Origin of the sequence: Promicromonospora aerolata, assembly GCF_042682255.1 — a bacterium.
GTDB lineage: Bacteria > Actinomycetota > Actinomycetes > Actinomycetales > Cellulomonadaceae > Promicromonospora > Promicromonospora aerolata.
This window is the reverse complement of record NZ_JBHUHF010000001.1, coordinates 2,945,192-2,970,259: the sequence shown is the minus strand read 5'-3', so window position 1 is coordinate 2,970,259 and position 25,068 is coordinate 2,945,192. Positions and strand designations below refer to the sequence as shown.

Annotated in this window: 18 protein-coding genes; 9 read left to right on the top strand and 9 right to left on the bottom strand. The window is 72.1% G+C overall.

What is annotated here, in order from left to right:
• Nucleotides 1–64: 64 nt before the first annotated feature.
• Both ACFSL2_RS13240 and ACFSL2_RS13235 read left to right on the top strand, forming a co-directional pair.
• On the top strand, nucleotides 65–1,699 hold the full coding sequence (locus ACFSL2_RS13240; RefSeq protein ID WP_377198319.1) for a succinic semialdehyde dehydrogenase: 1,635 nt from the start codon (nucleotides 65–67) through the stop codon (nucleotides 1,697–1,699).
• A 104-nt stretch (nucleotides 1,700–1,803) separates the two neighbouring features.
• Nucleotides 1,804–2,286 carry a hotdog fold domain-containing protein gene (locus ACFSL2_RS13235; RefSeq protein ID WP_377198318.1) on the top strand — a complete coding sequence of 161 codons (483 nt, stop codon included), beginning with the start codon at nucleotides 1,804–1,806 and terminating at the stop codon, nucleotides 2,284–2,286.
• A 4-nt stretch (nucleotides 2,287–2,290) separates the two neighbouring features.
• On the opposite strand, the gene ACFSL2_RS13230 is transcribed toward ACFSL2_RS13235, so the two are convergent.
• The 6 genes from ACFSL2_RS13230 to ACFSL2_RS13205 form a co-directional block, all read right to left on the bottom strand.
• Nucleotides 2,291–2,914 carry a SanA/YdcF family protein gene (locus ACFSL2_RS13230; protein WP_377198317.1) on the bottom strand — a complete coding sequence of 208 codons (624 nt, stop codon included), beginning with the start codon at nucleotides 2,912–2,914 and terminating at the stop codon, nucleotides 2,291–2,293.
• Between the two features lie 131 nt (nucleotides 2,915–3,045).
• A complete protein-coding gene (locus ACFSL2_RS13225; protein WP_377198316.1) occupies nucleotides 3,046–3,957 on the bottom strand; it encodes a DUF4031 domain-containing protein in 912 nt (303 codons plus the stop codon).
• Nucleotides 3,958–4,063: 106 nt separating this feature from the next.
• Nucleotides 4,064–7,381 carry an RICIN domain-containing protein gene (locus tag ACFSL2_RS13220; protein ID WP_377198315.1) on the bottom strand — a complete coding sequence of 1,106 codons (3,318 nt, stop codon included), beginning with the start codon at nucleotides 7,379–7,381 and terminating at the stop codon, nucleotides 4,064–4,066.
• A gap of 501 nt (nucleotides 7,382–7,882) precedes the next feature.
• Nucleotides 7,883–9,133: an acetate/propionate family kinase gene (locus ACFSL2_RS13215; RefSeq protein WP_377198314.1), complete on the bottom strand. Its 1,251-nt coding sequence runs from the start codon at nucleotides 9,131–9,133 to the stop codon at nucleotides 7,883–7,885.
• Between the two features lie 92 nt (nucleotides 9,134–9,225).
• Nucleotides 9,226–11,325, bottom strand: coding sequence for a phosphate acetyltransferase (pta, locus tag ACFSL2_RS13210; RefSeq protein WP_377198313.1), 2,100 nt, complete (start codon nucleotides 11,323–11,325; stop codon nucleotides 9,226–9,228).
• Nucleotides 11,326–11,359: 34 nt separating this feature from the next.
• Entirely contained in the window at nucleotides 11,360–13,852 is a 2,493-nt protein-coding gene (locus ACFSL2_RS13205; protein WP_377198312.1) for a phosphoketolase family protein, read from the bottom strand.
• A gap of 160 nt (nucleotides 13,853–14,012) precedes the next feature.
• Here ACFSL2_RS13205 and ACFSL2_RS13200 point away from each other — a divergent pair, with 160 nt between their 5' ends.
• A complete protein-coding gene (locus ACFSL2_RS13200; protein WP_377198311.1) occupies nucleotides 14,013–14,915 on the top strand; it encodes an SURF1 family protein in 903 nt (300 codons plus the stop codon).
• 90 nt (nucleotides 14,916–15,005) lie between these two features.
• Here ACFSL2_RS13200 and ACFSL2_RS13195 read toward each other — a convergent pair whose 3' ends face one another.
• Nucleotides 15,006–16,172 carry a MalY/PatB family protein gene (locus ACFSL2_RS13195; RefSeq protein WP_377198310.1) on the bottom strand — a complete coding sequence of 389 codons (1,167 nt, stop codon included), beginning with the start codon at nucleotides 16,170–16,172 and terminating at the stop codon, nucleotides 15,006–15,008.
• 126 nt (nucleotides 16,173–16,298) lie between these two features.
• On the opposite strand from ACFSL2_RS13195, the gene ACFSL2_RS13190 reads away from it, so the two are divergent.
• Nucleotides 16,299–17,117, top strand: coding sequence for a hypothetical protein (locus tag ACFSL2_RS13190; protein WP_377198309.1), 819 nt, complete (start codon nucleotides 16,299–16,301; stop codon nucleotides 17,115–17,117).
• Here ACFSL2_RS13190 and ACFSL2_RS13185 read toward each other — a convergent pair.
• Complete coding sequence (locus tag ACFSL2_RS13185; protein WP_377198308.1) at nucleotides 17,105–17,518, bottom strand: DUF3817 domain-containing protein; 414 nt, start codon at nucleotides 17,516–17,518, stop codon at nucleotides 17,105–17,107. The two genes, ACFSL2_RS13190 and ACFSL2_RS13185, sit on opposite strands and share 13 nt — an antisense overlap.
• A gap of 74 nt (nucleotides 17,519–17,592) precedes the next feature.
• Between ACFSL2_RS13185 and ACFSL2_RS13180 the strand changes: the two genes are divergently transcribed.
• Nucleotides 17,593–19,434, top strand: a complete 1,842-nt coding sequence (locus tag ACFSL2_RS13180) for an ABC transporter ATP-binding protein (protein WP_377198307.1) — start codon at nucleotides 17,593–17,595, stop codon at nucleotides 19,432–19,434.
• Nucleotides 19,431–21,176 carry an ABC transporter ATP-binding protein gene (locus ACFSL2_RS13175; RefSeq protein WP_377198306.1) on the top strand — a complete coding sequence of 582 codons (1,746 nt, stop codon included), beginning with the start codon at nucleotides 19,431–19,433 and terminating at the stop codon, nucleotides 21,174–21,176. Before ACFSL2_RS13180 ends, ACFSL2_RS13175 begins: the two co-directional genes overlap by 4 nt.
• Nucleotides 21,177–21,267: 91 nt before the next feature.
• Here ACFSL2_RS13175 and ACFSL2_RS13170 read toward each other — a convergent pair whose 3' ends face one another.
• Entirely contained in the window at nucleotides 21,268–22,107 is an 840-nt protein-coding gene (locus ACFSL2_RS13170; protein WP_377198305.1) for an IclR family transcriptional regulator, read from the bottom strand.
• A gap of 70 nt (nucleotides 22,108–22,177) precedes the next feature.
• Here ACFSL2_RS13170 and ACFSL2_RS13165 point away from each other — a divergent pair, with 70 nt between their 5' ends.
• The 3 genes from ACFSL2_RS13165 (at nucleotide 22,178) to dgoD (ending at nucleotide 25,034) form a co-directional block, all read left to right on the top strand.
• Nucleotides 22,178–23,212, top strand: coding sequence for a 2-dehydro-3-deoxygalactonokinase (locus tag ACFSL2_RS13165; RefSeq protein WP_377198304.1), 1,035 nt, complete (start codon nucleotides 22,178–22,180; stop codon nucleotides 23,210–23,212).
• Nucleotides 23,209–23,823 carry a 2-dehydro-3-deoxy-6-phosphogalactonate aldolase gene (locus tag ACFSL2_RS13160; protein ID WP_377198303.1) on the top strand — a complete coding sequence of 205 codons (615 nt, stop codon included), beginning with the start codon at nucleotides 23,209–23,211 and terminating at the stop codon, nucleotides 23,821–23,823. The genes ACFSL2_RS13165 and ACFSL2_RS13160 overlap by 4 nt, the downstream gene beginning before the upstream one ends.
• Before the next feature lie 77 nt (nucleotides 23,824–23,900).
• Nucleotides 23,901–25,034: a galactonate dehydratase gene (gene dgoD / locus ACFSL2_RS13155; RefSeq protein WP_465264537.1), complete on the top strand. Its 1,134-nt coding sequence runs from the start codon at nucleotides 23,901–23,903 to the stop codon at nucleotides 25,032–25,034.
• Nucleotides 25,035–25,068 lie beyond the last annotated feature (34 nt).

Sequence of the window (25,068 nt, the reverse complement as noted above, 5' to 3'; positions counted from 1 at the left end):
GTGAAAGTTAGTTTCACACACCTGTCAATACGTGGCGCAGGGTTTTGCGCGTAGGGTGGCCGCCATGATCGACGACGCAGCAGCCGACGCAGCGGCTAGTGGTGCGGTCGGCGGTGTGCTCGACCCGGAGCACCCGCAGGGCACCTTTGTCCTCGAGCCGGGGGTGATGGCTCCGCTCGTGGCCCGGATCGCGACCTCCGAGGGATCGGGCACGCACAGGACCATGTGCCCGTTCACGGGCGCTCCGCTCGTGACGTTCCCGGTGTCTTCCACGGAGGACGTCGCCGCGTGCGTCGTCCGGGCGCGGGTGGCGCAGCGAAGTTGGGCGCGCCTGTCGGTGCGCGACCGTGCAGGAGTCCTCCAGCGGCTCGGCCGCATCGTGCTGGAGCGGCAGTCCGAGGCGCTCGACCTGGTGCAGCTCGAGACCGGCAAGTCGCGCCGCGCCGCCTTCGAGGAGATCGCGGACATCGCCCAGGTGGCCAGGCACTACGCCGTGCGCGGCGAGCGCTACCTGTCATCCCGCCGCGCGCTCGGCATGGTCCCCCTGCTCGCGGGCGTGCAGGTGCACCGCAGGCCGGTCGGCGTGGTGGGAGCGATCTCGCCGTGGAACTATCCGCTGGTGCTCGCGCTCTCCGAGGCGTTGCCCGCTCTCCTGGCCGGCAACGCCGTGGTGCTCAAGCCCGACCCCCAGACCACCCTCACCGCGCTGTGGGCCGCCGAGGCGCTCGACGACGCCGGCCTGCCCGCCGGCCTGTTCCAGGTGGTCGCGGGCGGGCCCGAGGTCGGCGAGGCGCTGATCGAGCACGTGGACCACATCGCGTTCACCGGCTCCACCGCGACGGGGCGCAAGGTCGCGGCGCGCGCGGGGGAGCGCCTCATCGGCGCCACGCTCGAGCTGGGCGGCAAGAACGCGCTGTACGTGACCGAGGACGTCGACGTCGATGCGGTGGTTCCGGGCATCGTGCGCGCCTGCTTCTCCAACGCTGGGCAGCTCTGCGTGTCCATCGAGCGCCTGGTCGTGCACGAGGCGGTCGCCGAGGAGTTCGTCGCGAAGTTCGTGCGTGCCGTCCGGAGCCTGCGCCTCGGCCCGGCCCTGGACTACTCGGCGGACGTGGGCTCACTGACCTCCGCCGCACAGCTCGACAAGGTGACGGCGCACGTCGACGACGCACTGGCTCGCGGCGCCCGCGTGCTCGCCGGCGGGGTGCACCGTGCCGACGTCGGCCCGTACTTCTACGCCCCGACCGTGCTCGACGATGTCCCGGCGCAGGCCGTGGTCACGCGCGAGGAGACCTTCGGCCCGGTCGTCACGATCACGCGTGTCGACTGCGACGAGGACGCCGTCGCCGTCATGAACGACACCGAGTACGGGCTGCACTCCGCCGTCTGGTCCCGGGACGTGGGCCGGGCGCGCCGGGTGGCGGCGCGGATCGAGACGGGCTCGGTGGCGATCAACGACGGGTACACGATGACGTGGGGTTCCGTCTCGGCGCCGCTCGGCGGCTGGAAGGCTTCCGGCCTGGGCGGCCGGCACGGGGCGGCGTCGATCGACGGGCTCACGCGCCAGCAGACGGTCGTGACCGCGCGTGGTGCCCGGTTCGGTGCCTCGCTCGACAGCCTCTACGGGCTGGGCGGCGACACCCCGAGTCGCGTGCTCACCACGGCACTGGAGGCGATGCGCAAGCTGCGCATGGCGTGAGTCGCGGGCGCGGCGCACGGTGGCGTCACGACGGTGGCGTCACGACGGTGGCGTGAACGACGGTGGCGTGAACGGTCGTCACCGGCGCGGGTACGCTCGCCCGCATGACGACGCAGCTCCACGCCTTCTGGAAGTCCGCGAACAGCCTGCCGGTGATCGGCGGGCTGCTCGGCAAGCGGATCTTCAGCGCGGTGTACTCCTTCAAGGCGCCGTACTTCGGCACCATGGCTCCGCGCGTGGTCGACATGCGGCCGAACTACGGCGAGGTAGTGGTGCCGCACCGCTGGCGCAACCGCAACCACATCGGCACGGTGCACGCGATCGCCGTCTGCAACGGGCTCGAGATGGCCATGGGCACGCTCGCCGAGGCCACCGTGCCCGACGACAAGCGCTGGCTGCCGAAGGGCATGGAGGTCGCCTACCTCGCCAGGTCGACCGGCGACGTCACGTGCGTGGCCGAGACCGACCAGGCCCAGTGGGACGGCGACGACCGCGACCTGCCCGTGCGGGTGCGCGGGGTGCTGGCCGACGGGACCGTGGTGGTCGAGGGCACGATCCATCTCTGGGTCACGCCGAAGAAGAGGTGACGGGTCAGCGGGGGCGGCGGCGGGCCAGCGAGCGGACCGCGGCCTTCCAGCTCGCCGGCAGCTCCCGCACGTGCCACCACGCCGCTTGCACGGGTACCGAGCTCGCGGCGCTCACGCCCACGCCGACGGCGTCGAGCCCGGCTTCCACGCACGAGTAGAGGGTGCGGCGCAGGTGGTAGTCCTGCGTCACGACGACGGCGGTGCGTGCCCCGTACAGGTCGTAGGCGCGCCGGCAGGTGGCGGTCGTGTTGAAGCCCTCGCGGTCCAGCACGATCGCGTCGTCCGGGACGCCGAGATCGTTGTCCCGGAGCCAGCCGCGCATCGAACCGGGCTCGTCGTACCGGGTGCCGTCGGCGTTGTCGTGCGCGTCGCCGCTCAGGATGACCGTCGGCGCGATCCCGGCGCGGTAGAGCTCCGCGCCCGCCTCGACGCGCCGCCGCAGGTACGTCGACGGTGTCCCGTCGGTGCGCAGCCCGGCACCGAGCACGATGACGGCGTCGGCCTTCTCGATCTCGCTCGCGCCGTGCCGCACGCGGGTGTGGCCGGTGCCCTGCACGACGGCGACGGGAACGGTGAAGGCGACGGCAAGCACACCCGCGACGATGGCGGCGACCTTGAGGGGAGTCACGCCCGGAACCGTACCCCGTCCGTGCCGCGGCAGTGGCAGCGGCCGCGGCGCGGGCGGGTGGTCGGTAGAAGGTCACATGATCGGCAGCCCGGAATGCCGATCCCCTGACATCTTGCCGACCACGTGGCTTCTCACGCCGCCAGGGTCGCGAGCTCGGCGCGGAGGTTCGCGTCCGCGGCCGGCTGCCAGCGTGCGGCGCCCGGACCGGTGCGGAACAGCGGGCCACCGTCGAGGAGCGTGCGGAGCACCTGGGACCGGCCGGAGCGGAACAGCGCGTCCGGTACGTCGCAGTACTCGGCGCGGACCTGGCGGGTGTACCGGGTGTAGACGGCGGGGGTGCCACCCAGCACCGCCAGGTCGGCGTCGCTGACCAGGGCGCCGACGACGTCGTCCGGCGCGGGGGCGTGGTCCGCAGTGACCAGGACGAGGCGGGCGATCTCGTCGACGTCCTGGTTCGTGACCTCCGCCCCGGCCAGCGGGCCGAGCAGCTCGCCCACCAGGGCCGCGGAACGTTCCTCGTCCTGCTGGGCGACGCCGTCGTGTACCGCGTCGTGGAACCACAGGGCGAGGCAGGCCCGCCAGATGGCGCGCTCGGAGAGCTGGACGCCGGGAGCGATGGAGTCCAGCGCGTCGAGGGCGACGGCCAGGTGCAAGGTGGAGTGGTAGACCCGGTGCGGCTCGCGCCAGCGGTCCACCAGCTCCTCGCCCGCGGTGCGCGCCAGGCTCGGGTCGGCCCACAGACCGTCCCAGCGGGTCAGCAGGGCCGCCCGCTTGGCGCGGTTCCGCTCGCCGCCCGAGACCCGCAGGCCGGAGGTTGCCAGACGTCGGGCCAGGTCGCCGCCGTCGACGGGCACCGCACCCGCCGCGACCAGGGCGTCGTATCGCTCTGCCGGCACGTCGTAGTGGTCGAGGTCGAACGCCCGGTCGTGCACGCCCGCCGCCCGGGCGAAGAGGCGGAGCTCTCGCAGCGACCCGTCCGAGACCAGGTGGGAGAACAGGGTCCCGTGGGCGGGCCAGGCCGGCGGATCGATGAAGAGGGTCACGGAGCGAGCCTACGCGCGGGCCGAGCGGCCCCGGACGCACGACAGAACGGCCCCGCCGGGCCGGCGGGGCCGTTCTGTCCGGGCTATCCGGTCGCGCGGGTCAGGGTCAGGACCCGACGGCCTGCCATGCCTCGTGCCGCTCCCCGGGCTCCGCGCCGCGAGAGATCCGCGTCGCCCGGTACCGCTCGCCGTCGTGCACCACGACGTCGCCCGTCGCGAAGGCCCGCGACGTCGTCCAGACCGCGGTGCCGTCCCCGGACCGGACGATCTCCTGCCACGGTCCGCGGGCCGAGGCGCCCGGTTCCTGGTGCGCGGGCCGGGCCGCACGGTAGAAGGCCCCGTCGTGGAAGACCTCGGCCCCGGCGCGGTACTTCACCGACGCGTCCCAGACCGGCGAGGGGTCACCGGGAACCTTCGCCAGCACCTCGATCTCGCTGACGATCATGTGCGTGTTCTCCTGGGCGGTCATGACCACCCGCACGGCATCGGTCCGCAGACCGGCCGGGAGCTCGACGACCGGCGCCGCGCCGTCCGACGTGACGGGAACCGGGGTCCCGACGGCCTGCCACGCGCCGTCGACCCGGGCTTCGAGCGCCACCTCGCTCGCCCAGCTCAGGTGCGAGCCGTCCCGGAAGAAGTGGGTGACGACGCGGGTGACGTCCCGCTCGGCGGGCAGGTTCACGGTCAGCGTGTCCTCCGGGTTCTTGGTGCCGGAGCGCCAGTTGGACCAGCCCTTGTCGCCCAGGTCACCGTTGACGACCCGTTCGGCCGGGTAGCCCGGCTCGGTGTAGGTGGCCGACGCCGTGGTGCCGTCCGTGCGGGCTGCGTTCCCCTCGCCCGGCTCGGCGACCAGCACCCGCACGGTCGCGGGCAGCGTCGTACCGTCCCCGGCGTCGGCGGCTCCGGTCAGCTCGACCACCCCGATGTCGGAGAACGCGCCGTCCGGTGCCTCGTCCCAGGTCACGGGGCGCTCGACGTGCGGTCCGCCGGCGGCGACCGCGGTGACCTGAGCGGGCAGCTCGGCCGTGCCGCCCACGTACGCGGCGCCCTGGGCGGGCAACGTCCGGACCAGGGTGTCGACGACCACGGTCGCGGTGGCCTCGACGGTGCCGCCCGCCGGCACGGTCACGGTGCCGGTCACCTCGACGACGCCGGCCTGTGCCCACGTGTCGTTCCCGGGCAGGTCCCAGGTCACGGACAACGCGCCGCGCGACCCGCTCGGGTAAACGGGCGTGACGGTCTCCGGCAGCTCCGGTGCGGTTCCCGGGAGGGTGAACGCGTCGACCGGCTTCGTGCCGAGCACGGTCTCGTCGACGACCGCCCAGCGCTGGTTCGAGTTCGAGTTGGCGAGATAGGTGCCGACGGGCGACCCGTCGGCCCTGGCCTCTCCGCCCACCTCCAGCAGGGTGCGGGATACCGTGTTGACCAGCGTGTACGTGCCGTCACCCGTGGTGGAGAGTACCCAGCGCGCGGCGTCGGGCGTATCGGCGCCGTCGGCCGGCGCGTCGGTCAGCACCGCGGACGTGTCCGCACCGACCGCGAGCAGTTCCCCGGTGCCCACGTTGGTCACCGCGTACCGCGTGCGGTGGGTACCGGAGCCCTCGGGAGCGCCGAGGGCGTCCAGCGTCCACAGCTGCGAGGCAGCAGCGGGGTCGTCGGTCGAGATCTGCACGCCGCCGTCGCCGTCGGGCGCCAGGGAGAGGCCCGACTGGACGCCGTCGAGCCGGAACACGTGGCCCTCCTGCGCCAGCGCGGCGGCGGCCGCGACGCCGGACACGCCGTCCACCACGAAGGTCGTGACCGACTCCGCGGGCACGGTGAGCGTGGCGGCGGCGTCCTGCACGGGCACCGGCTCGCCCTCGACGAGGTAACCGTCGACGTCGGTCACGACGGGAGTGACCGTCGCGCCGGCGGCGACGTCCGCGAAGCCGGAGAGGTCGAGGGTGACGTCCCGGTCCGCCGTGCTGTCGTTGACGTGCACGACGGTCGCACCGGAACCCGAGGCGGACACGGCAGCGGTGCTGTCGGTGTCGTCCACGCCGATCAGCCGGTCACCCGGGGTGATGTAGTGCGTGAAGTTCTGGGTGACCCAGTACTTGGTGTTCGTGTAGATGGGGCAGGTCTCGAGCGTGTCCTGTGCAGTGCAGGAGAACGGGATCTGGATCTCGCCCCAGTTGCCGCCCTCGGGGCTCTCGCCGCCGGGCGCCATGTTGTCGTAGTCCTCGACGGGCTGCCAGAACACCCACGCGGACGGTTCGAGCTCGCGCAGGTCGTCCACGATCTGGTGGGCGCTGCCCAGGCCCGACTCCATGGACTCGAAGTCCTGACCGGTGGTGGACCAGGAGCCGCCGACCTCGCTCATCCACAGGGGCTTGTCCTCGCCCTTGGCGATGTCGCGCACGGTGGTGCGCTGGCCGGTGCCGTAGGTGTGCACGTTGAGCTGGGCCACCTGGTCGCGCACCGCGTCCGGGTAGGCGTTCCAGTTGGTGGCGAACCGGCCCGGGTTGGTCTCGTCCATCGCGGAGATGACGGCATCCGTCGTCGAGCCGCCGATGGCGTCCGCGAGGGCCGGGATCACCTGCTGCTGCAGGCCGGGTCCCATGTGGGCGCCCTCCTGGCGGCCGCCCGTGGGGTTGCCGTCGGCGCCGAGCTGGGTGCCCCAGTAGTTCGTGTTCGGTTCGTTGAACGGGTCGATGGTGTCGACGTCGATGCCGTGCGCGTCCTCGAGGCGCTCGGTGGCGCCGACGACGTAGGCGGCGAAGTCGTCGATGCTGCCCGGCTTGAGCTGGTCGGCGTTGGAGTCGAACCCACCGGAGACGTAGCCGCTGACGGTCTGGAACCAGGGCGGGGAGTTGCTGAACGTCTCCCAGTGGGTGATGTCGTCCTTGATGCGGTCGACCCACCAGCGCTGGGTCGCGTCGGCGTCCGGGTTCCAGTGCTCGGGATTCTCGGGGTCCCACCAGTCGACGTCCTCGCGGGTGGTGCCGTCGGGTGCCTTCCACCAGCCCTCGACGTCGGCGCCCGCTCGCAGGTAGTCGGGCACGTCGGGGGCGTTGCCGCCGCCGATGTTGTAGCGGGCGATGTTGAGGTTCATCCCGTCGTCGCCGAACAGCATGTCGGCGAGCTCGTTCCGGACCTCGTCCGGGTAGTCGCCGGTTGCGTTGGCGAACCACACGAGGCTCGTGCCCCAGCCCTCGAACGGTTGGCCCGCGTACGACGGGTCCGGACGCACGGTCACCCCCGGTGCGTCCGGGGTGGATGCGCCGGAGGTCGTGGTGGTCGTGGGGGTCGTGGCGGGTTTGGCGGTTTCGGGTAGGGCGGCAGTGGCGGCGGTCGCCGGTGGCATACCGGCCGCCAGCAGCGCGCTCGCCGCCAGGACGACGCCTGCGCGCCGTCGTCCTGTGTTCCTTCTGATCGAGCTCATCGTTGAGCCCTCCTCTCGCGTCAGTGCGACGGGTCGGTATGTGCAGTGCGGATGTTGACGTCAACAGCGGCGCGTACGCGGACGAATGTTGACGTCATCATGGATGAGGGTGATCCTCCACGGCGATGCCGTGGACGTCAACCCTTCGCGGCCGTCGACTCCTCGGCCGGCATGGGCCATCGACCGGCATTCGCGCGCCGAACCGCAAGGTGCGGGTGGTTGTCCGACGTCGAACCGCAAGGTGTGCGTGTTGTCCTCCGTCGAACCGCAACTCACACGTGCTGGCGGTCGTCCAACCGAAGGCTGCACGTCCATCAAGGGTCGGATCGACCAGCAGCCTTCGGTTCGGCGCCCGGGATGGCACGTGACTTGCGGTTCGGCCGCAGCCGGCGCCGCAGCCGCGGCAACCGCCGCGACAACCGCCTCGGCAGCCGCAGCCGCAGCCGTAGCCGCAGCCGCGACAACCGCCGCGACAGCCGCAGCCGCCGCACCGGAGCGCCGTTAGCCCTCGGCCAGCTCCATCGCCTGGCGGGCGATCGCCAGCTCCTCGTTGGTCGGGACGACCATGACCAGCGGCAGCGCGGCGGCCGTCGATCCCGGCGCGGCCTGCTCCCGGACCGACACCACGCGGGCCTCGTCGGACCGCGCCTCGTTCGCCGCCGGGTCGATCGTCAGGCCGAGGAACTTCAGGTCCCGCACCACACCCGAGCGGATCCGGTGGTCGTTCTCGCCCACGCCCGCCGTGAACGTCAGCACGTCGATGCCGCCCAGCACCGCCGCGTACGCGCCCACGTACTTGCGCAGCCGGTGCAGGTACACCTCCAGCGCGAGGCGCGCGTCGGCATCGCCCGTGTCGGCCAGCTTGCGCACCTCGCGCATGTCGTTCGCCCCGGCCATGCCCAGCAGGCCGGACCGCTTGTTCAGCAGCGTGTCGACGTCGGACGGGGAGAGGCCCGCACGTATCAGGTGGAACACGATGCCCGGGTCCAGGTCGCCCGGCCGGGTGCCCATGACGAGGCCCTCGAGGGGCGTGAACCCCATCGAGGTGTCGACCGGGCGCCCACCGAGCACCGCCGACGCCGACGCGCCGTTGCCCAGGTGCAGCACCACCTGGCGCAGCGACTCCGGCCGGCGGCCCTCGGCGGTCAGGTTGGCGACCACGGCGGGGTGCGCGGTCACGGCGGACGACACGAACTCGTGCGAGGTGCCGTGGAAGCCGTACCGGCGGATGCCGTGCTCCGCGGTCACCTCGCGGTCCAGGGCGTAGGTCGCGGCAGCCGCCGGCAACGGCGCGAAGAAGGCGGTGTCGAACACGGCGACGTGCGGCAGGTGCGCCAGCAGCTCGCGTGCCACCTCGATCCCCTCGACGGCCGCGGGGTTGTGCAGCGGGGCGAGCGGGATGAGGTCGCGCACGGCGGCCACGACGTCGTCGTCGACCAGCGTGGGCTCGGTGAACACCGCACCGCCGTGCACCACCCGGTGCCCGACGGCGGTGATGCCGGCGTCCGCGAGCGACGGCCCCGCCTCGTCGAACAGGTCGAGCACGAGACGCAGCGCCGCCCCGTGGTCCGGCACCCGGGCGTCGCGGACCGTCTCGCCCGTCTCGGACTCACCGGACTGGTGCGTGGCCGACCCGGTGGGTTCGCCGATCCGCTCGACGATGCCTCCCGCGACGGACCGGCCGGACGCCGGGTCGACGAGCTGGTACTTCAACGACGACGAGCCGGAGTTGAGAACGAGAACGGTAGCCACGGATGCGAGCCTTTCAGAAGTCCGGTTGTCGTGGGCGCGATCTCTGCCACCTCGCGCCGGTACGGAGGCGCGTGCTGCGCGCCACCATGGGGTCAGGGGGTGGGGGACTGCGCCTGGATCGCCGTGATGGCCACCGTGTTCACGATGTCCTGCACCAACGCACCACGGGACAGGTCGTTCACCGGCTTGTTCAGGCCCTGCAGCACCGGACCGACGGCGACGGCGCCCGCCGACCGCTGCACTGCCTTGTACGTGTTGTTGCCCGTGTTCAGGTCGGGGAACACGAACACGGTGGCCCGCCCGGCGACGTCGGACCCGGGCAGCTTGGACGCGGCGACCGAGGCGTCCACGGCGGCGTCGTACTGGATGGGGCCCTCGACGTCGAGCTCGGGGGTGCGTTCGCGGACGAGCTCCGTGGCGGTGCGGACCTTGTCCACGTCGGCGCCCGTGCCGGATGTGCCCGTCGAGTAGGACAGCATCGCGATGCGCGGCTCCACGCCGAACTGTGCGGCGGTGGCGGCGGAGGAGACGGCGATGTCGGCGAGCTCGTCCGACGTCGGGTCCGGGATGACGGCGCAGTCGCCGTACACGAGCACACGGTCCTCCAGGCACATGAGGAACACGGAGGACACCGACGACGTGCCCGGCTTGGTCTTGATGATCTCGAACGACGGCCGGATGGTGTGGGCCGTCGAGTGGGCGGCGCCGGAGACCATGCCGTCCGCGAGGCCGAGGTGCACCATCATGGTGCCGAAGTAGGAGACGTCGGTCACGACCTCCCGTGCCCGCTCGACGGTCATGCCCTTGTGCGCCCGCAACCGGGTGTACTCGGCCGCGAACCTCTCGACGTGCTCGGGATCGTGCGGCGACAGCACGCGGGCGGCCTCGATGTCGAGGCCCAGCTCGGCGGCGCGGGCGCGGACCGGTTCCTCGGACCCCAGGATCGTGAGGTCCGCGATGTGGCGGGCGAGCACCGTCGACGCGGCGCGCAGGATCCGGTCGTCGGAGCCCTCGGGCAGGACGATGTGGCGGCGGTCGTTCCGCGCCCGCTCGATGAGCTGGTACTCGAACATGAGCGGCGTGACCACCTGCGGCCGGGGCAGATCCAGCCGGGCGGCGAGGGCCGCGGCGTCGACGTTGCGCTCGAACAGGGCGCGCGCGGTCTCGACCTTGCGCACCGAGCCCTTGTCGACCCGGCCGCGGGTCGTGGCGGCCGCGCGGGCCGCGCGGTAGGTGTCGAGCCCGGTCGTGATGATCGGCAGCTTGGGGCGCATCGCCTCCAGCAGCTCCGCCGGGCGGCCCTGCGGGTAGAAGCCGCCGTTGAGGACGATCCCGGCCAGCGAGGGGAACGACGGCGTCAGGTGCGTGGCGAGCAGGCCGATCAGCAGGTCGGTGCGGTCGCCCGGGGTGATGACGACGGCGCCGTCGGTCAGCCGCTCCAGCAGGTGCTCGAAGCTCATCGCGCCCACCTGCAGGTCGAGCGCCTCGCGGCCCAGCAGCTCCGGGTCGCCGAGAACCAGCGTGCCGTCCACGGCGTCCAGGAGCTGGCCCACCGTCGGGGCCTGCAGGAACGGCTCCTCGGGGATGGTCCACACGGGCAGGTCGGGCTGGGCCTGGGCCAGCAGGGTCCGCACGTCGAGCGCGCTGCGGGTGTCCGCGCGGTTGACCACCAGCCCGATCGCCTGGGCGTGGTGCGCCGCCAGCTCGGCGAGGCTCACGTCGGCCAGGGCACGGATGCCCTCGGGGGTGCGCTCGCGGCCGGAGACCACGAGCAGCACCGGCGCGCCGAGGTTGGCCGCGATCCGCGCGTTGAACGAGAGCTCGGTAGGGCCGGCGACGTCGGTGTAGTCGGTGCCGAGCACCACCACCGAGTCGCAGCGCGCGGCGAGGTCGTGGAACCGGGACACGATGCGGCTCAGCGCGGCCTCGGGGTCGGTGTGCAGGTCGGCGTAGGTCACGCCGATGGCGTCGGCGTACCCGACGTCGACGCCGTCGTGCTCCAGGAGGAGCTCCAGGACGTGGTCGCGTCGGCCGCTCGTGTCCTCGGCCTCGGTGGCGCGCGACACGGGCCGGAAGACCCCGACCCGCTGGCCCTTGCGGACCAGCAGGTCGAGGACGCCCAGGGCGACCGTCGACTTTCCGCTCTCGCCCTCGGGGGATGCAATGACGATGCTGCGGGTCGCGCCGGTCACATGTCGCTCCGTGTTCACTGTGTGGTATTTGCTGCTACTCGTTGTCTCCACCAGTGCCGAGCGTAGCGTCTACCTGGTCGCCGTCCGCCAGGTCCTGGGCGTCCGGCCAGACCCAGTCGCGCACCTCGGGGATGTCGTCGCCGTGCTCGCGGGTCCAGGCACGCGCACGGAGCCGGGCGTCCTGCATGCGCTGGCGCAGCACGGCCTGGGCGCTGCCGAGCGAGGGCACCCGGTCGATGACGTCGATCACCAGGTGGTACCGGTCGAGGTCGTTGAGCATGACCATGTCGAACGGCGTGGTCGTGGTGCCCTCCTCCTTGTACCCGCGCACGTGGATGTTCGGGTGGCCCGCGCGACGGTAGGTGAGGCGGTGGATGAGCCACGGGTAGCCGTGGTAGGCGAAGATGATCGGCCGGTCGTCCGTGAACAGCCCGTCGAACTGCGAGTCGGTGAGTCCGTGCGGGTGCTCCGTGGCGTCCTGCAGCCGCATCAGGTCCACCACGTTCACCACGCGCACCTTGAGCTCCGGCAGCTCGTGGCGCAGGATGTCCGCCGCGGCGAGCACCTCGAGGGTCGGCACGTCACCGGCACAGCCCAGGACGACGTCCGGTTTCTCGCCCGGCTTCTCGCTGCCCGCCCAGTCCCAGATGCCGAGGCCGCGGGTGCAGTGTGCGATGGCGGCCTGCATATCGAGAAAGTTGGGTGTCGGCTGCTTTCCCGCCACCACCACGTTCACGTACTGGCGGCTGCGCAGGCAGTGGTCGTAGGTGCTGAGCAGGGTGTTGGCGTCCGGCGGGAGGTAGACCCGCACGATCTCCGCCTTCTTGTTCACGACGTGGTCGATGAATCCCGGGTCCTGGTGGCTGAAGCCGTTGTGGTCCTGCCGCCACACGTGGCTGGACAGCAGGTAGTTCAGGGAGGCGATGGGGCGGCGCCACGGGATGTCGTTGGTGACCTTGAGCCACTTGGCGTGCTGGTTGAACATCGAGTCGACGATGTGGATGAACGCCTCGTAGCTGGTCAGCAGCCCGTGCCGGCCCGTGAGGAGGTAGCCCTCCAGCCAGCCCTGCACCTGGTGCTCGCTCAGCACCTCCATGACGCGGCCCGCGCGCGCCATGTGCTCGTCTACCTCCGGCCCGATGTACTCGGCGTTCCACTGCTTGTTCGTCGCGTCGTACACGGCCTGCAGGCGGTTCGACGCGACCTCGTCCGGCCCGAAGATCCGGAAGTTGTCCGGGTTCACCCGGATCACGTCGGTGAGCCACTGGCCGAGCACGCGCGGCGCCTCCGACTTCGTCGCTCCCGGTGCCTGGACGTCCACCGCGTACTTGCGGAAGTCCGGCAACCGCAGGTCCTTGAGCAGCAGCCCGCCGTTCGCGTGCGGGGTGGCGCTCATCCGCAGCGAGCCCTTCGGCGCCAGCTCGGTGATCTCGGGCAGCACGCGGCCGTCGTCGTCGAACAGCTCCTCCGGCCGATACGACCGCAACCAGGCCTCGAGCACCTTCAGGTGCTCGTCGGTGTCGCGGGCGCTCGCGAGCGGTACCTGGTGGGCACGCCACGATCCGGTCGTCTTCTTGCCGTCGATCTCGGCCGGGCCGCTCCACCCCTTGGGAGTGCGGAACACGATCATGGGCCACGTCGGCCGGGCGAGGTCGCCCTTTGCCGCCCGCGCCTTGATCGTGGCGATCTCGTCGAGCACCTCGTCCAGCAGGGCCGCGAACCGGCGGTGCGTCTCGAGCGGCGGCTCGTCCTGGTCGTACCCGCCCTCGAAGAAGTACGGCTTGTGGCCGTAGCCGACCATGAGGTCCCGGAGCTCCTGCTCCGGGATGCGCGCCAGCACGGTTGGGTTGGCGATCTTGTAGCCGTTGAGGTGCAGGATCGGCAGCACCACGCCGTCCTGCGCCGGGTTGAGGAACTTGTTCGAGTGCCAGGAGGTGGCGAGCGGCCCGGTCTCGGCCTCGCCGTCGCCCACCACCGCTGCGACGAGCAGATCGGGGTTGTCGAAGACGGCACCGTAGGCATGGCTGAGGGCGTAGCCGAGCTCGCCCCCCTCGTGGATCGACCCGGGTGTCTCTGGAGCGACGTGGCTGGGGATGCCGCCGGGGAAGGAGAACTGCCGGAACAGGCGCTGCACCCCCTCGGCATCCTCGGTGATGTCGCTGTAGATCTCGGAGTAGGTGCCGTCGAGGTAGGCCGACGCGACCAGTCCCGGCCCGCCGTGCCCGGGACCCGTGACGTAGACCGTCTGCTGCTGCCGCTCCTTGATGGCCCGGTTCAGGTGCGCGTACAGGAAGTTCAGGCCCGGTGTGGTGCCCCAGTGGCCCAGCAGTCGCGGCTTCACGTGGTCGGGCACGAGCGGTTCGCGCAGGAGCGGGTTGTCGAGCAGGTAGATCTGGCCGACCGACAGGTAGTTGGCGGCCCGCCACCATGCGTCGAGGCGTTCCAGGTCGGCCGTCTCCAGCTGGGCGACGCCGGTGGCGCGCCATCCTCCGGTGGTCGGGGAGTCGGGGACTGCGGTCGTAGTCATCGCTCACGCTCCTACCTGCGAGTTACGGGCGGGTTCTGTGCCGGGTTGGCTCCGTGTTCATTCGAACGCAGAACGGCTGGGCACGCGAGACGTGTCAGACGCACGGATCACCGGGGTGACCGTGCGTCCGACACGTGCCGGGGCGGTTACCGTTGATGCCATGCCTGTCAGTGCCCCCAGCACACCCACGCAGACGGCGCCCGACGCCGATGCACGCCCCGAGCGCCGCACCTTCGTCCAGGTCGCCCGGCAGCCCCGCATGATCGGGCTGCTGCTCGTCTTCGTCCTGGCAGCGCTCGTGTGCGGCAGGCTGGGCGCGTGGCAGCTGGACCGGGCGTACGAACGCGCGGAGCTGGCCGCACAGCAGGAGGCCGCCGAGGCCGCCGCCGAGGGGCCGTCCTGGCTGGGCGAGGTGCTCGCGCCGCAGGAGAGCTTTCCCGGGGAGCTCGTGGGCCGCGAGGTCCAGGTGTCCGGCGAGTTCGAGCCCTCCGGCTCGCTGCTGGTACCCGGCCGCGCCCTGGAGGGGCACACCGGCTACCTCGTCCTGGCACCCTTCCGGGTGTCCGACGACGGGGCGGGCGGCGACTCCTGGGCCGACCTCTCCGGCGCGCCCGTGCTCGCGGTGGTCCAGGGCTGGGTCGCGGCACCGGCTGACGCCGCGGCGCTCACTCTCCCGAAGGGTGAGGTCACGCTGACGGGCTGGCTGCAGGCGGGCGAGGCGACGTCGGGCAGCGCGGCGGTGGTGGACGGGCGAACCGACCAGATCGCCCTCAGCGCGCTCGTCAACGAGTGGGGCGGGCCAATCTACGCGGGCTACCTCGTCGCCACCGAGGGCCCTGGCTCACCCGAGAGCGGGGGCGTCGCGGCCCTGCCGCGCCCCACGATCGACGGCGGATCGGGTGCCAACCTGCAGAACGTCTTCTACGCCCTGCAGTGGTGGGTGTTCGGCGGTTTCGCCGTGCTGCTGTGGATCCGGCTGGTGCGCGACGAGATGGCCGGCGGACGCCGGGGCGGCGCACCCACCTCCGCGGACACGGGCATCGCGGGCCTGCCGTCCGCCTGACCGCGACGGAACGCCGACCCCTACGCGACGCACGGGATCAGCGGCGTGTCGCGTGCACGACGTAGGGGTCGTGCGTCCGGGTCCTGCGGCTCAGCGGCCGAGCGTCTCCAGCATGCTGCCGACGGCCTGTTCCAGGACCGGACGCGGCATCGCGGCGTTGAACCGGACGAAACCGTGGCCCGCCTCGCCGCACAGCCCACCGTCGGTGAGGGCCACGCCCGCGTGCTCGCGGAAATGGTCCGCGACACCGGTGCTCCCGTCCGGGAGGTCCAGCCCCCGGCAGTCCAGCCAGGCCAGGTAGGTCCCCTCGGGGGCGCGATAGCCGATTCCGGTCCCGTCGAGCAGCTCGCCGAGCCGGGACAGGTTGCCGTGCAGATAGGCGACCGTGTCGTCGAGCCAGTCCCGGCCCTCGGCGTACGCGGCCTGGTTCGCCAGGACGCCCGGTGTCGACGCCCCGCCCTCGGCGCGCCGGCCCACCCGGTTCCAGTGCCGCACGTCCGCGTCGTTGGACAGGACGATCTGGGCGCACTTGAGACCCGGCAGGTTCCACGCCTTCGAGGCGGAGGTCGCGGTCAGGGTGTGGCCCGCCGTCGTCTCGTCCAGCGACGCGTACGGGACGTGCCGGTGTCCCGGGAACGTGAGCGGGGCGTGGATCTCGTCGGAGAACACCCTGCCGCCGTGGCGGTCCACCACCTCGGCGACCGCCAGCATCTCGTCGGGCTCGAGCACCCGGCCGATCGGGTTGTGCGGGTTGCAGAGCACCAGCAGGTGGCCGCCCGCGCGGAACGCCGCGTCGAGCGCGTCGAGGTCGTAGCCGTACCGGCCGTCGGCATCGCGCAGCATGGGGACCTGGATGACCTCGCGGCCCAGCCCGCCGGGCAGCGTGAGGAACGGCATGTAGGCCGGTGTCGGCAGGATGATGGGAGAACCAGGACGCGAGAAGTGCGTGATGGTCAGCTCGAGCGCGGTCAGCACGTCCGACACGGGACGTACCCGGTCCGGGTCCACCTTCCAGGAGTACCGGTCGTCGGCGAACGAGACGTAGGCATCGACCATCTCGCTCACGAGGGCAGGCGGGAGGTAGCCGAGCAGGCCGCGGTCCACGGCGTCGTGCAGCGCGGCGGCGACGGGCGGTGCGGGCGGGAAGTCCATCTCGGCGACCCAGGCCCCGATGGTACCGGGGAAGGCGGTCCACTTGAGGCTGCCGTTGTCGCGGAGGCGGTCAGCGGTGAGGGCGTCGAAGGCGTGAGCGGTCACGCTTGCATTGAACCAGGTACGGCACGTCTCCGGGAGAGACGCCCAGGGGGATGCGGGAGGATGGTCAGCAGTGACCGAACGGGCCGTTCGCCGGCCGCCGACGAGCGCTGGACCGAGAGGACGACGATGACTGACACCGGACCCTGGACCGGATCCGCGCGGTGGGAGCACCTGGTCCGCGCAGTGCCGCTCGCCGGGGAGGTCGCCGTGGGTGAGGTACGGGCCGGGCTCGACGCGGGTCTCGACGCCGGGCTGATGACGGACGGGTTCGTGATGGAGCTCGTCTCCGCGGAGCTGATGGACCGGGTACGAGCCGGCGACCAGGCCGCGCGGGCCGCGATGATCGCGCTCGGCGCCGAGCTGGAGGCCGGCCCGCCGCTCGTCGGCGAGGACGTGGTCAGTGCCTATCTGATCCACGTGCCGTCCCCCGGACAGCAGGGCGGGGAGATCGCCGACGCCCTGGGCCCGCGGGTGCGTGCCGCACTCGACCAGGACCGCGACCACCGCAACGAGCCGGCGGTCGCCGCCTTCCTGGACCGGCTGCTCCAGGCGGTACCCGCCCTGCGGCCCCTCGCCTCCGTCGAACGCTACGGGTACCACGACGAGGTGCTGGCTCGCCCGTTCCTCAGCGACGTGGCCGAGCGCGAGCTCGCCCTGCTCACGGGCGGAGCAAGCCTCGAGATCGACGACGACTGGACCGACGAGGAGCGGACCGCGGTGCTGCGCCTGTTCACCTCCGCGGACCCGGACCCCGCGGCGGAGGTGCGCGCCGTGCTCGGTGTCCTGGAGGCCGAGCTGGGGTCGGACGCCGACGTCGACGACCTCATCGCCGTGGCGTTCGTCGAGATGCTGCCCCACGACGACGAGCCGGGCGCCGAGATCCTCGGCATGCTCGGCGTCGGCCTGCGGGCCGAGGTCGAGGCGCGGGACCGTCAGCCGAGGTAGCGCGACTCCAGGGCGGCGAGCTTCGCCTCGGCCTCCGTGTGGATCTTCTTCTCCAGCACGAACGACATCACCGGGACCACGCCGGCGATCACCATCGTGACCAGGCGGCCGAAGCCCCAGCGCATCTTCGACCACAGGTCGGCGACGGTGACCAGGTACAGGACGTAGATCCAGCCGTGCGCGAACGGCACCCAGGCGATGAACGGCATGATGCCGCCGACGTCGGTCAGTGCGCCCACGCCGTACTTGATGCCCAGCTCGACGCAGAGGATCAGGAGCATGACACCGGTGACGAGCGCCATGAAGCGGTAGCGGGCCATGGCGGCGCGGGCCTTGCGGATCGCGACGGTGGCGGCCTCGGCGGAGATCTCGGGAGCGGTCTGAGGGGTACTCACAACCATCGAGGATATGCCTTCCGCGGCGCACGACCTGCCGCACGGGCCCCCGATCTGCCGCGCGGATAAAGCGTGGATCGATGTCAGTGGTCCTCCGTACCGTGTTGCTCGTGCGCTCCCTCCCCTTCGCCGATCCCGGCACCCCGCCGTTGCGCGGCCCGCTCACGCTGCTCCTCTGGCTCGCCCAGAAGCAGGCACGTGTGGTGCTCGTCGCGATGGCCTTCGGCGTGCTCGGGTTCACGTGCAGCGCCTTCCAGCCGTTCCTGCTCGGCCGCATCATCGACAGCGCGAGCGAGTCCGGGCTCAGCCGCACCACCTGGACCTGGGCCGGTGTGATGCTGGGCGTGGGCCTGGTCTGGATCGCCTCCAACGCGATCGGGCACCGATGGGACATCGCGGCCTGGATGCACGCGGCGTTCCGCACGTCCCAGCTCGTGACGCGCACCGTCTCCCGTTCGGGACACAACATCACCAAGGAGCTGCCGACCGGCGAGGTGGTGTCGTCGGTGGCGAACGACACCATGCGCATCGGCGAGGTCTTCGCCATCGCCGGTCAGGCCATCGGCAGCGTCGCCACCTACGGCATCGTGGTGGTGCTCATGCTGTCGCAGTCGGTCACGCTCGGCGTCGTCATAGCGCTCGGCCTGCCGGTCGTGGCCGCGATCCTCGCCCTGCTGGTCAAGCCGTTGCAGAAGCGCCAGAAGCACCAGCGGGACGCGCAGGGCCGGCTCACCACGCTCGGGGCCGACACCGTCTCCGGGCTCCGCATCCTGCGCGGCATCGGCGGCGAGAAGGTCTTCACCGGCCGGTACCGCACGCAGTCGCAGAAGGTCCGGGAGGCGGGCGTCGAGGTGGCGGCCACGCAGTCGGTGCTGGACGCGCTGCAGATCCTGCTGCCCGGGCTCTTCATCGCGCTGGTCGTGTACCTCGGCGCCGTGGAGGCCATCGCCGGGCGTATCACCACGGGCCAGCTCGTCTCGTTCTACGGGTACGCCGCGTTCCTGTCGTGGCCCGTGCACCTCCTCGTGCAGTCGGTCAACGTCGTCACCAAGGCGCACGTCGCGGCCGGCAAGGTGGTCAAGGTGCTGCAGGTCGTGCCGGCGACCGGTGCGGCGGGCTCGACCGCGGCCATGCCGCCCGCCGACGTCCCGCTGGTGGACGAGACGACCGGCGTCACGCTCCAGCCCGGGCGGGTCGTCGCCCTGGTCAGTGCCGACCCGGACGAGTCGGCACAGGTCGCGGTCCGGATGGGCCGGTTCGACGACGACGGGGAGACCGGCACGCCGGTGACGCTCGGCGGCGTCCGGCTGGCCGACCTCGACAAGCACGAGCTGCGCGAACGCATAGTGGTCGCCGACGCGACGCCGTCGCTGTTCTCCGGCCGCCTCGCGGGCGAGCTCGACGTGCGCGACTCCGCGAACCGGGAGGCGCTGCTGCGGGCCATGCACATCGCCGACGCCCACGACGTGCTGGACTCCCTGCCCGACGGGATCGAGGGAGAGATCCCGGAGAAGGGGCGCTCGTTGTCGGGCGGCCAGCGGCAGCGGGTCGCCCTGGCGCGTGCGCTGCTCACCGATCCCGAGATCCTGGTGCTGGTCGAGCCCACGTCGGCGGTCGACGCGCACACCGAGGCGCGGATCGCGGAGCGGCTCACCGCATGGCGGCGCGGTCGCACGACCCTGATCGTCACCGCGAGCCCGCTGGTGCTCGACCACGTGGACGACGTGATCTTCCTGGACTCCGGGCAGGTCGTCACGCACGGGACGCACCGCGAGCTGCTGGACCTGCCCACCACGGCCGAGGGCGGGCGCGAGGCCGCCCGCTACCGCCGGGTGGTCGGCCGGTCGCTGGACGAGGACCTCGACGCCGAGCTCGACGAGCTGTTGGGCGTGACCAACGCACCGGAAGGAGGCGGAGCATGACCACGGAGAAGATCCTGCCGATCGCCGACGCCGCGGACACCTGGCAGTACACACGCAAGATGCTCGGGCGGCACCGGGCGCCGCTGATCGTCATCACGGTGGCCAACACGGTGGCGGCGACGGCCGGTCTGGCCGGCCCGTTCGTGCTCGGCCGGCTCGTCGACGCCGTCGCGACGGGTACCACCCTCGAGGTGGCGCGGAACCTGGTGCTCGTGGCCGTCGCCGCGGTGGTGGTGCAGGCCCTGATCACGCGGTTCGCGCAGCGGCGCGCCATGGTCTTCGGCGAGACGGTGTTCGCCGACATGCGCGAGGAGTTCGTCGAGACGGTCACGTCGCTGCCACTCTCCACGGTGGAGGCCGCGGGCACCGGTGACCTGATCGCCCGCACCACCCGCGACGTCAACCGCATCCAGAACGCGGTGCGCTTCGGCGTGCCGCGACTGGTTATCGCGGTGGTGACTCTGGCGCTCACGATCGTGTTCAGCCTGATCGTCTCGCCGCTCGTGGCGCTCGGGATGTTCGTGGGCGTGCCGGTGCTCGTCGCGGTCGCGCGCTGGTACCTGAAGCGGGCCACCCCGGCCTACCAGCGGGAGTCCGCGGCCTACGCGCGGCTCGACGGCACCGTCACCGAGTCGGTCGAGGGCGCGCGCACCATCGACGCGCTCAAGATCGGCCGACGTCGGACGACGCGCGGTGACGACGACCTGCACGAGGCGTTCGAGGCGGAGATCGGCACGCTCAACCTGCGGACCGTGCTGTTCCCCGGGGTGGACTTCGCCTTCATGCTCGCGCCGATCTCGGTGCTCGTCTGGGGCGGGTTCCTCGCCTCGGAGGGCACCGTGACCATCGGTGCGGTCGCGACGATCGTCATGTACACGTACCAGCTGCAGGGTCCGGTCTGGGAGCTCATCTTCTGGCTCGACGAGATCCAGGTGGCCGCGACGTCCCTGTCCCGCATCATCGGTGTGCGCCTGGTCCCGATGGACCGCACCGCGGGCGACGCCGTGCCCGTCGACGAGGAGGTGCGGGGCACCGACGTCCGGTACGCCTACCGGGCCGGTACCGACGTGCTCCACGGCATCGACCTCGACCTCAAGGTGGGGGAGCGGCTGGCGATCGTCGGCCCGTCGGGATCCGGCAAGTCGACCCTCGGCCGCATGCTGGCCGGCATCCACCCGCCCACCGGTGGCACGGTGAAGGTCGGCGGCGTACCGCTGGTGGACCTGCCCCTGGAGGACCTGCGCAAGCACGTGGCGCTCGTGACCCAGGAGCACCACGTGTTCGTGGGCTCGCTGGCCGAGAACCTGCGGCTCGCCAAGATCGACGCCGACGACGCCGAGCTGATGGACGCGCTGCGTGCCGTGGACGCGCACGGCTGGGTCGAGACGCTCGACGACGGGCTGGCCACGGAGGTCGGCTCGGGCGGGTACAAGCTCACGCCGGCGCAGGCGCAGCAGATCGCGCTCGCGCGGCTGGTGCTGCTCGACCCGCACACGCTGGTGCTCGACGAGGCGACGTCGCTGCTGGACCCGCGTGCCGCCCGGCACCTGGAGCGGTCGCTCAACGCGGTGCTCGACGGGCGCACGGTCGTCGCCATCGCGCACCGTCTGCACACGGCGCACGACGCCGACCGGGTGGCGGTGCTCGACGGCGGCCGCATCACCGAGATCGGGCCGCACGACGAGCTGGTCGCGGCGGGCGGCGAGTACGCGAAGCTCTGGCGCAGCTGGCAGCACGAGTAGTCCTCGGCCGCTGGTCCTCAGCGGCGCTACCCAGGGATCGGGCCCGAACTCGGGCGATTTCCGGGCCCGATCCCTGGGTAGGCGCGGGCCTTCAGCTCGGCCGCCAGCCCAGGCCCGCCGAGATCCGGGTCGCAGCGTCATGCACGACGGGTGCGAGCGTCTCGAGCCGTTCCGGCGGCATGTAGGGCCGGGTCGCCGTGATGCTGATGGCCGCGATGATCGAGCCGGACGTGTCCCGGACCGGCGCCGCGACGCAGAGGATGCCGGGCTCGTTCTCCTCCAGGTCGAACGCCACGCCCCGAGCGGCCGAGGCCTCCATGACCTGCACGAACGCCTCGGCGGTGAGCACGTCGTGGTCCAGGCCGTGCCCGGTGCCCACCGGCCGCTCGGCGACGAAGCGCTCGCTCCAGCGGCCCGGGCTGTCCAGGAGCAGCGCCTTGCCGATGCCGGTCCGGGTCAACGGCATGCGGTGCCCGATCTGCGAGCGCATGACCGCCCCGCGGGTGCCAGGGGTCTTGTCCAGGTAGAGCACCTGTCCCCGGTCCTCGATGGCGAGGTGGACGGTGTCGTGGACCCGCTCGGCCAGCGTGCGCAGCACGGGCGCCGCGATGGAGGTGACTGGGTTCTCCTGCAGCGCCTGGTAGCCGAGCTCGATCAGGGCGGGCCCGAGCGCGTACGCGCCGTCGTCGAGCTGGCGGAGGTAGCCCGTGGCGAGCAGCAGCTGCAGCAGGCGATGCGTGGTGCTGCGGCCGACTCCGGTCTCCTCCGCGATCTCGCGCAGCCGGGTCCTGCCGCGGGCCACCGCGCTCACGACGGCGATGCCGCGGGCGAGCGTCTGGGTGCCGGGGGGAGCCGCAGCGATCTCGTCGTGGGCACGCGGGTCCGGCGCGTCGAGCGCGGACGGCGCGGGGACGCCTGCTGGGCCGGTCACCTGGTCACCGTATCCCGATAATAGGGACGAGGTTCGCATAGTCGGGACGTTGCTCCTACCGTCCAGAACTATGGCTGACGACGGACCGAGGCGCGACGCCGCGCTGGTCGCACTCGACTGGGGAACCACCACGTTCCGCGCCTGGCTCCTGGACGGCACGGGTTCGGTGCTCGACAGTGTCCGGACGGCGGACGGCGCCCTCACGATCTCCGAGCGGTCCGACTCGGCCCGGGTGCGAGCCCTCGCGTTCGAGGACACGTTCCGGCGGCTGTGCCGGTCCTGGCTCGACGAGCATCCCGGGGTGCCCGCGCTGTGCGCGGGGATGGCGGGGTCGAACCACGGCTGGGCCGAGGCCGGCTATCTCGACGTCCCGGCGGAGCTCGGCTACCTGGCCGAGCACCTGACGGTCGTGCCCGCCGGGGAGTCCCCGGTCCACCTGGTCCCCGGCCTGCGGGTCGACCGGCCCGACCCGGACGTGATGCGGGGCGAGGAGGTACAGCTCGTCGGAGCGCTCGCCGAGGTCGCGGAGCCTCCGGCGACGGTGGTCCTTCCGGGCACGCACTCCAAGTGGGTGCGCCTCGACGGCACCCGCGTCACGGGCTTCACCACAGCGATGACCGGCGAGCTCTACAGCCTGCTGATGCGGGACAGCATCCTCGCGCGGCTCGCGACGGGGGAACCGGGTACCGAGGTCACCAAAGCGTTCACTCGCGGGCTCGATGCCGAGGACGCCCGCGGTGACGAGCGCGGTCTGGCCGCCCTGCTCTTCACGACGCGGCCGCTCGCCCTCGCCGGCCGGCTCGAACCCACCGAGATCGCCGACTACGTCTCCGGCCTGCTGGTCGGCTCCGAGGTGCGGCACCTGCTGCGCGGCACCCCGGGTGACGTCGTCGCGCTGTGCGGGCCGCCGGCGACCGAGCACCGCTACCGCTTCGCGCTGGAGCGGGGCGGGGCGTCCGTCCGCACCGTCCGGGAGGACGCCGCGGCACGCGGGCTGTGGGGCATCGCCCTCGAAGCCGGTCTTGCCGTGCGCCCTCCGACGACGTCGGCCACCACGGCAAGCGCCCCACCAGGCGACCTGACGAGGAAGGACCAGTTCACATGACCTCCCAGCACACGGGCCTCGTGGCCATTCTGCGCGGGGTGACGCCCGGCGAGGCAGTCGCCGTGGCGGAGGCGGTCTTCGCCGCGGGGTTCGACGCCGTCGAGGTGCCGTACAACTCCCCGGACCCGCTGGAGTCGATCCGCCGGATCCGGGCGGCAGGTCCAGCCGACCGCCGGGTCGGAGCCGGCACGGTGCTCGCCCCGGACGACGTCCGCCGTGCCGCCGACGCCGGGGCATCCCTCATCGTCTCGCCGAACACCCGGCCCGACGTCGTCGCGGAGACGGTCCGGCTCGGCCTCGAGAGCTACCCCGGGGCGGCGACGCCTACCGAGGCGTTCACCGCGCTCGATGCGGGGGCGCGCGCCATCAAGCTCTTCCCCAGCTCGGCGGTAGGCATCGCGGGCATGCGCGCGTGGGCGAGCGTCCTGCCGGTAGGCACCGAGCTCCTACCCGTCGGTGGTGTCGGCCCCGGGAACCTGAGTGGCTGGGCGCACGCGGGCGCGGGGGGCGCAGGCATCGGCACGTCCCTCTACCGCCCGGGCGACACGCCGGACGCGGTCGGCACGCGGGCGGCCGAGCTGGTCCGGATCTGGTCCGCCGCGACCGCCTAGCTCCCGCTGGAGGAACCCGCAGCGCAACCGACAACACAAGCAACGAAGTGGAGAGGCACGCCGTGAAGATCACGTCGATGACGACCTATGCCGTCCCGCCCCGGTGGCTCTTTCTCAAGATCGAGACCGACGCGGGGATCGTGGGCTGGGGCGAACCGGTGCTCGAGGGGCGGGCGGCCAGTGTCGCCGCGGCCGTCGAGGAGCTGTCCGACTACCTGATCGGCAAGGACCCCCGCCGGATCGAGGACCACTGGACCGTCCTGTACCGCTCCGGGTTCTACCGGGGCGGCGGTATCCACATGAGCGCGCTGGCCGGGATCGACCAGGCGCTCTGGGACATCAAGGGGCGCGCGCTCGGCGTGCCGGTGCACGAGCTCCTGGGTGGGCGGGTGCGCGACCGCATCAAGGTCTACTCGTGGATCGGCGGCGATCGCCCGGCCGAGACGGCCGCGCACGCGAAGGACGCCGTCGAGCGGGGCTTCTCCGCGGTCAAGATGAACGGACCGGAGGAACTGCAGTACGTCGACTCGCACGACAAGGTCGAGAAGGTGGTCGCCAACGTCGCCGCGGTGCGCGACGCCGTCGGGCCGAACATCGGCATCGGCGTGGACTTCCACGGCCGCGTGCACCGGCCCATGGCCCGGGTCCTCCTGGACGCACTGCGGCCCTACCACCTGATGTTCGTCGAGGAGCCCGTGCTGTCCGAGCACGTCGACGGTATCGCGGACGTGCTGCGCGGCTCCGCCACCCCGATCGCGCTCGGCGAGCGCCTCTACTCCAGGTGGGACTTCAAGGACGTCATCACCTCGGGCGTCGTCGACATCATCCAGCCCGACCTCTCCCACGCGGGCGGCATCACCGAGGTCCGCAAGATCGCCGCGATGGCCGAGGCCTACGACATCGCCGTCGCGCCGCACTGCCCGCTCGGCCCCGTCGCGCTGGCCGCGTGCCTGCAGCTCGACGCCGTCGCCTACAACGCCGTGATCCAGGAGCAGAGCCTCGGGATCCACTACAACACCTCGAACGACCTGCTCGACTACATCGTCGACCCGACGGTCTTCGCCTACTCCGGCGGTTCCGTCGCGATCCCGGACGGTCCCGGCCTCGGGATCGAGGTCGACGAGGACTACGTCCGCGAGCGCGCGGCCGAGGGACACCGCTGGCGCAACCCGGTGTGGCGGCACGACGACGGCTCGTTCGCCGAGTGGTGAGCGAGCGGGCACGAGCTCGGCAGCGGGGTGCGGG

Coding starts and splice junctions, on each gene's coding strand:
- ACFSL2_RS13240 (WP_377198319.1), top strand. CDS start 65: ATGATCGACGACGCAGCAGCCGACGCAGCGGCTAGTGGTGCGGTCGGC.
- ACFSL2_RS13235 (WP_377198318.1), top strand. CDS start 1,804: ATGACGACGCAGCTCCACGCCTTCTGGAAGTCCGCGAACAGCCTGCCG.
- ACFSL2_RS13220 (WP_377198315.1), bottom strand. CDS start 7,381: ATGAGCTCGATCAGAAGGAACACAGGACGACGGCGCGCAGGCGTCGTC.
- ACFSL2_RS13205 (WP_377198312.1), bottom strand. CDS start 13,852: ATGACTACGACCGCAGTCCCCGACTCCCCGACCACCGGAGGATGGCGC.
- ACFSL2_RS13200 (WP_377198311.1), top strand. CDS start 14,013: ATGCCTGTCAGTGCCCCCAGCACACCCACGCAGACGGCGCCCGACGCC.
- ACFSL2_RS13190 (WP_377198309.1), top strand. CDS start 16,299: ATGACTGACACCGGACCCTGGACCGGATCCGCGCGGTGGGAGCACCTG.
- ACFSL2_RS13185 (WP_377198308.1), bottom strand. CDS start 17,518: ATGGTTGTGAGTACCCCTCAGACCGCTCCCGAGATCTCCGCCGAGGCC.
- ACFSL2_RS13180 (WP_377198307.1), top strand. CDS start 17,593: ATGTCAGTGGTCCTCCGTACCGTGTTGCTCGTGCGCTCCCTCCCCTTC.
- ACFSL2_RS13175 (WP_377198306.1), top strand. CDS start 19,431: ATGACCACGGAGAAGATCCTGCCGATCGCCGACGCCGCGGACACCTGG.
- ACFSL2_RS13165 (WP_377198304.1), top strand. CDS start 22,178: ATGGCTGACGACGGACCGAGGCGCGACGCCGCGCTGGTCGCACTCGAC.
- ACFSL2_RS13160 (WP_377198303.1), top strand. CDS start 23,209: ATGACCTCCCAGCACACGGGCCTCGTGGCCATTCTGCGCGGGGTGACG.
- dgoD (WP_465264537.1), top strand. CDS start 23,901: ATGACGACCTATGCCGTCCCGCCCCGGTGGCTCTTTCTCAAGATCGAG.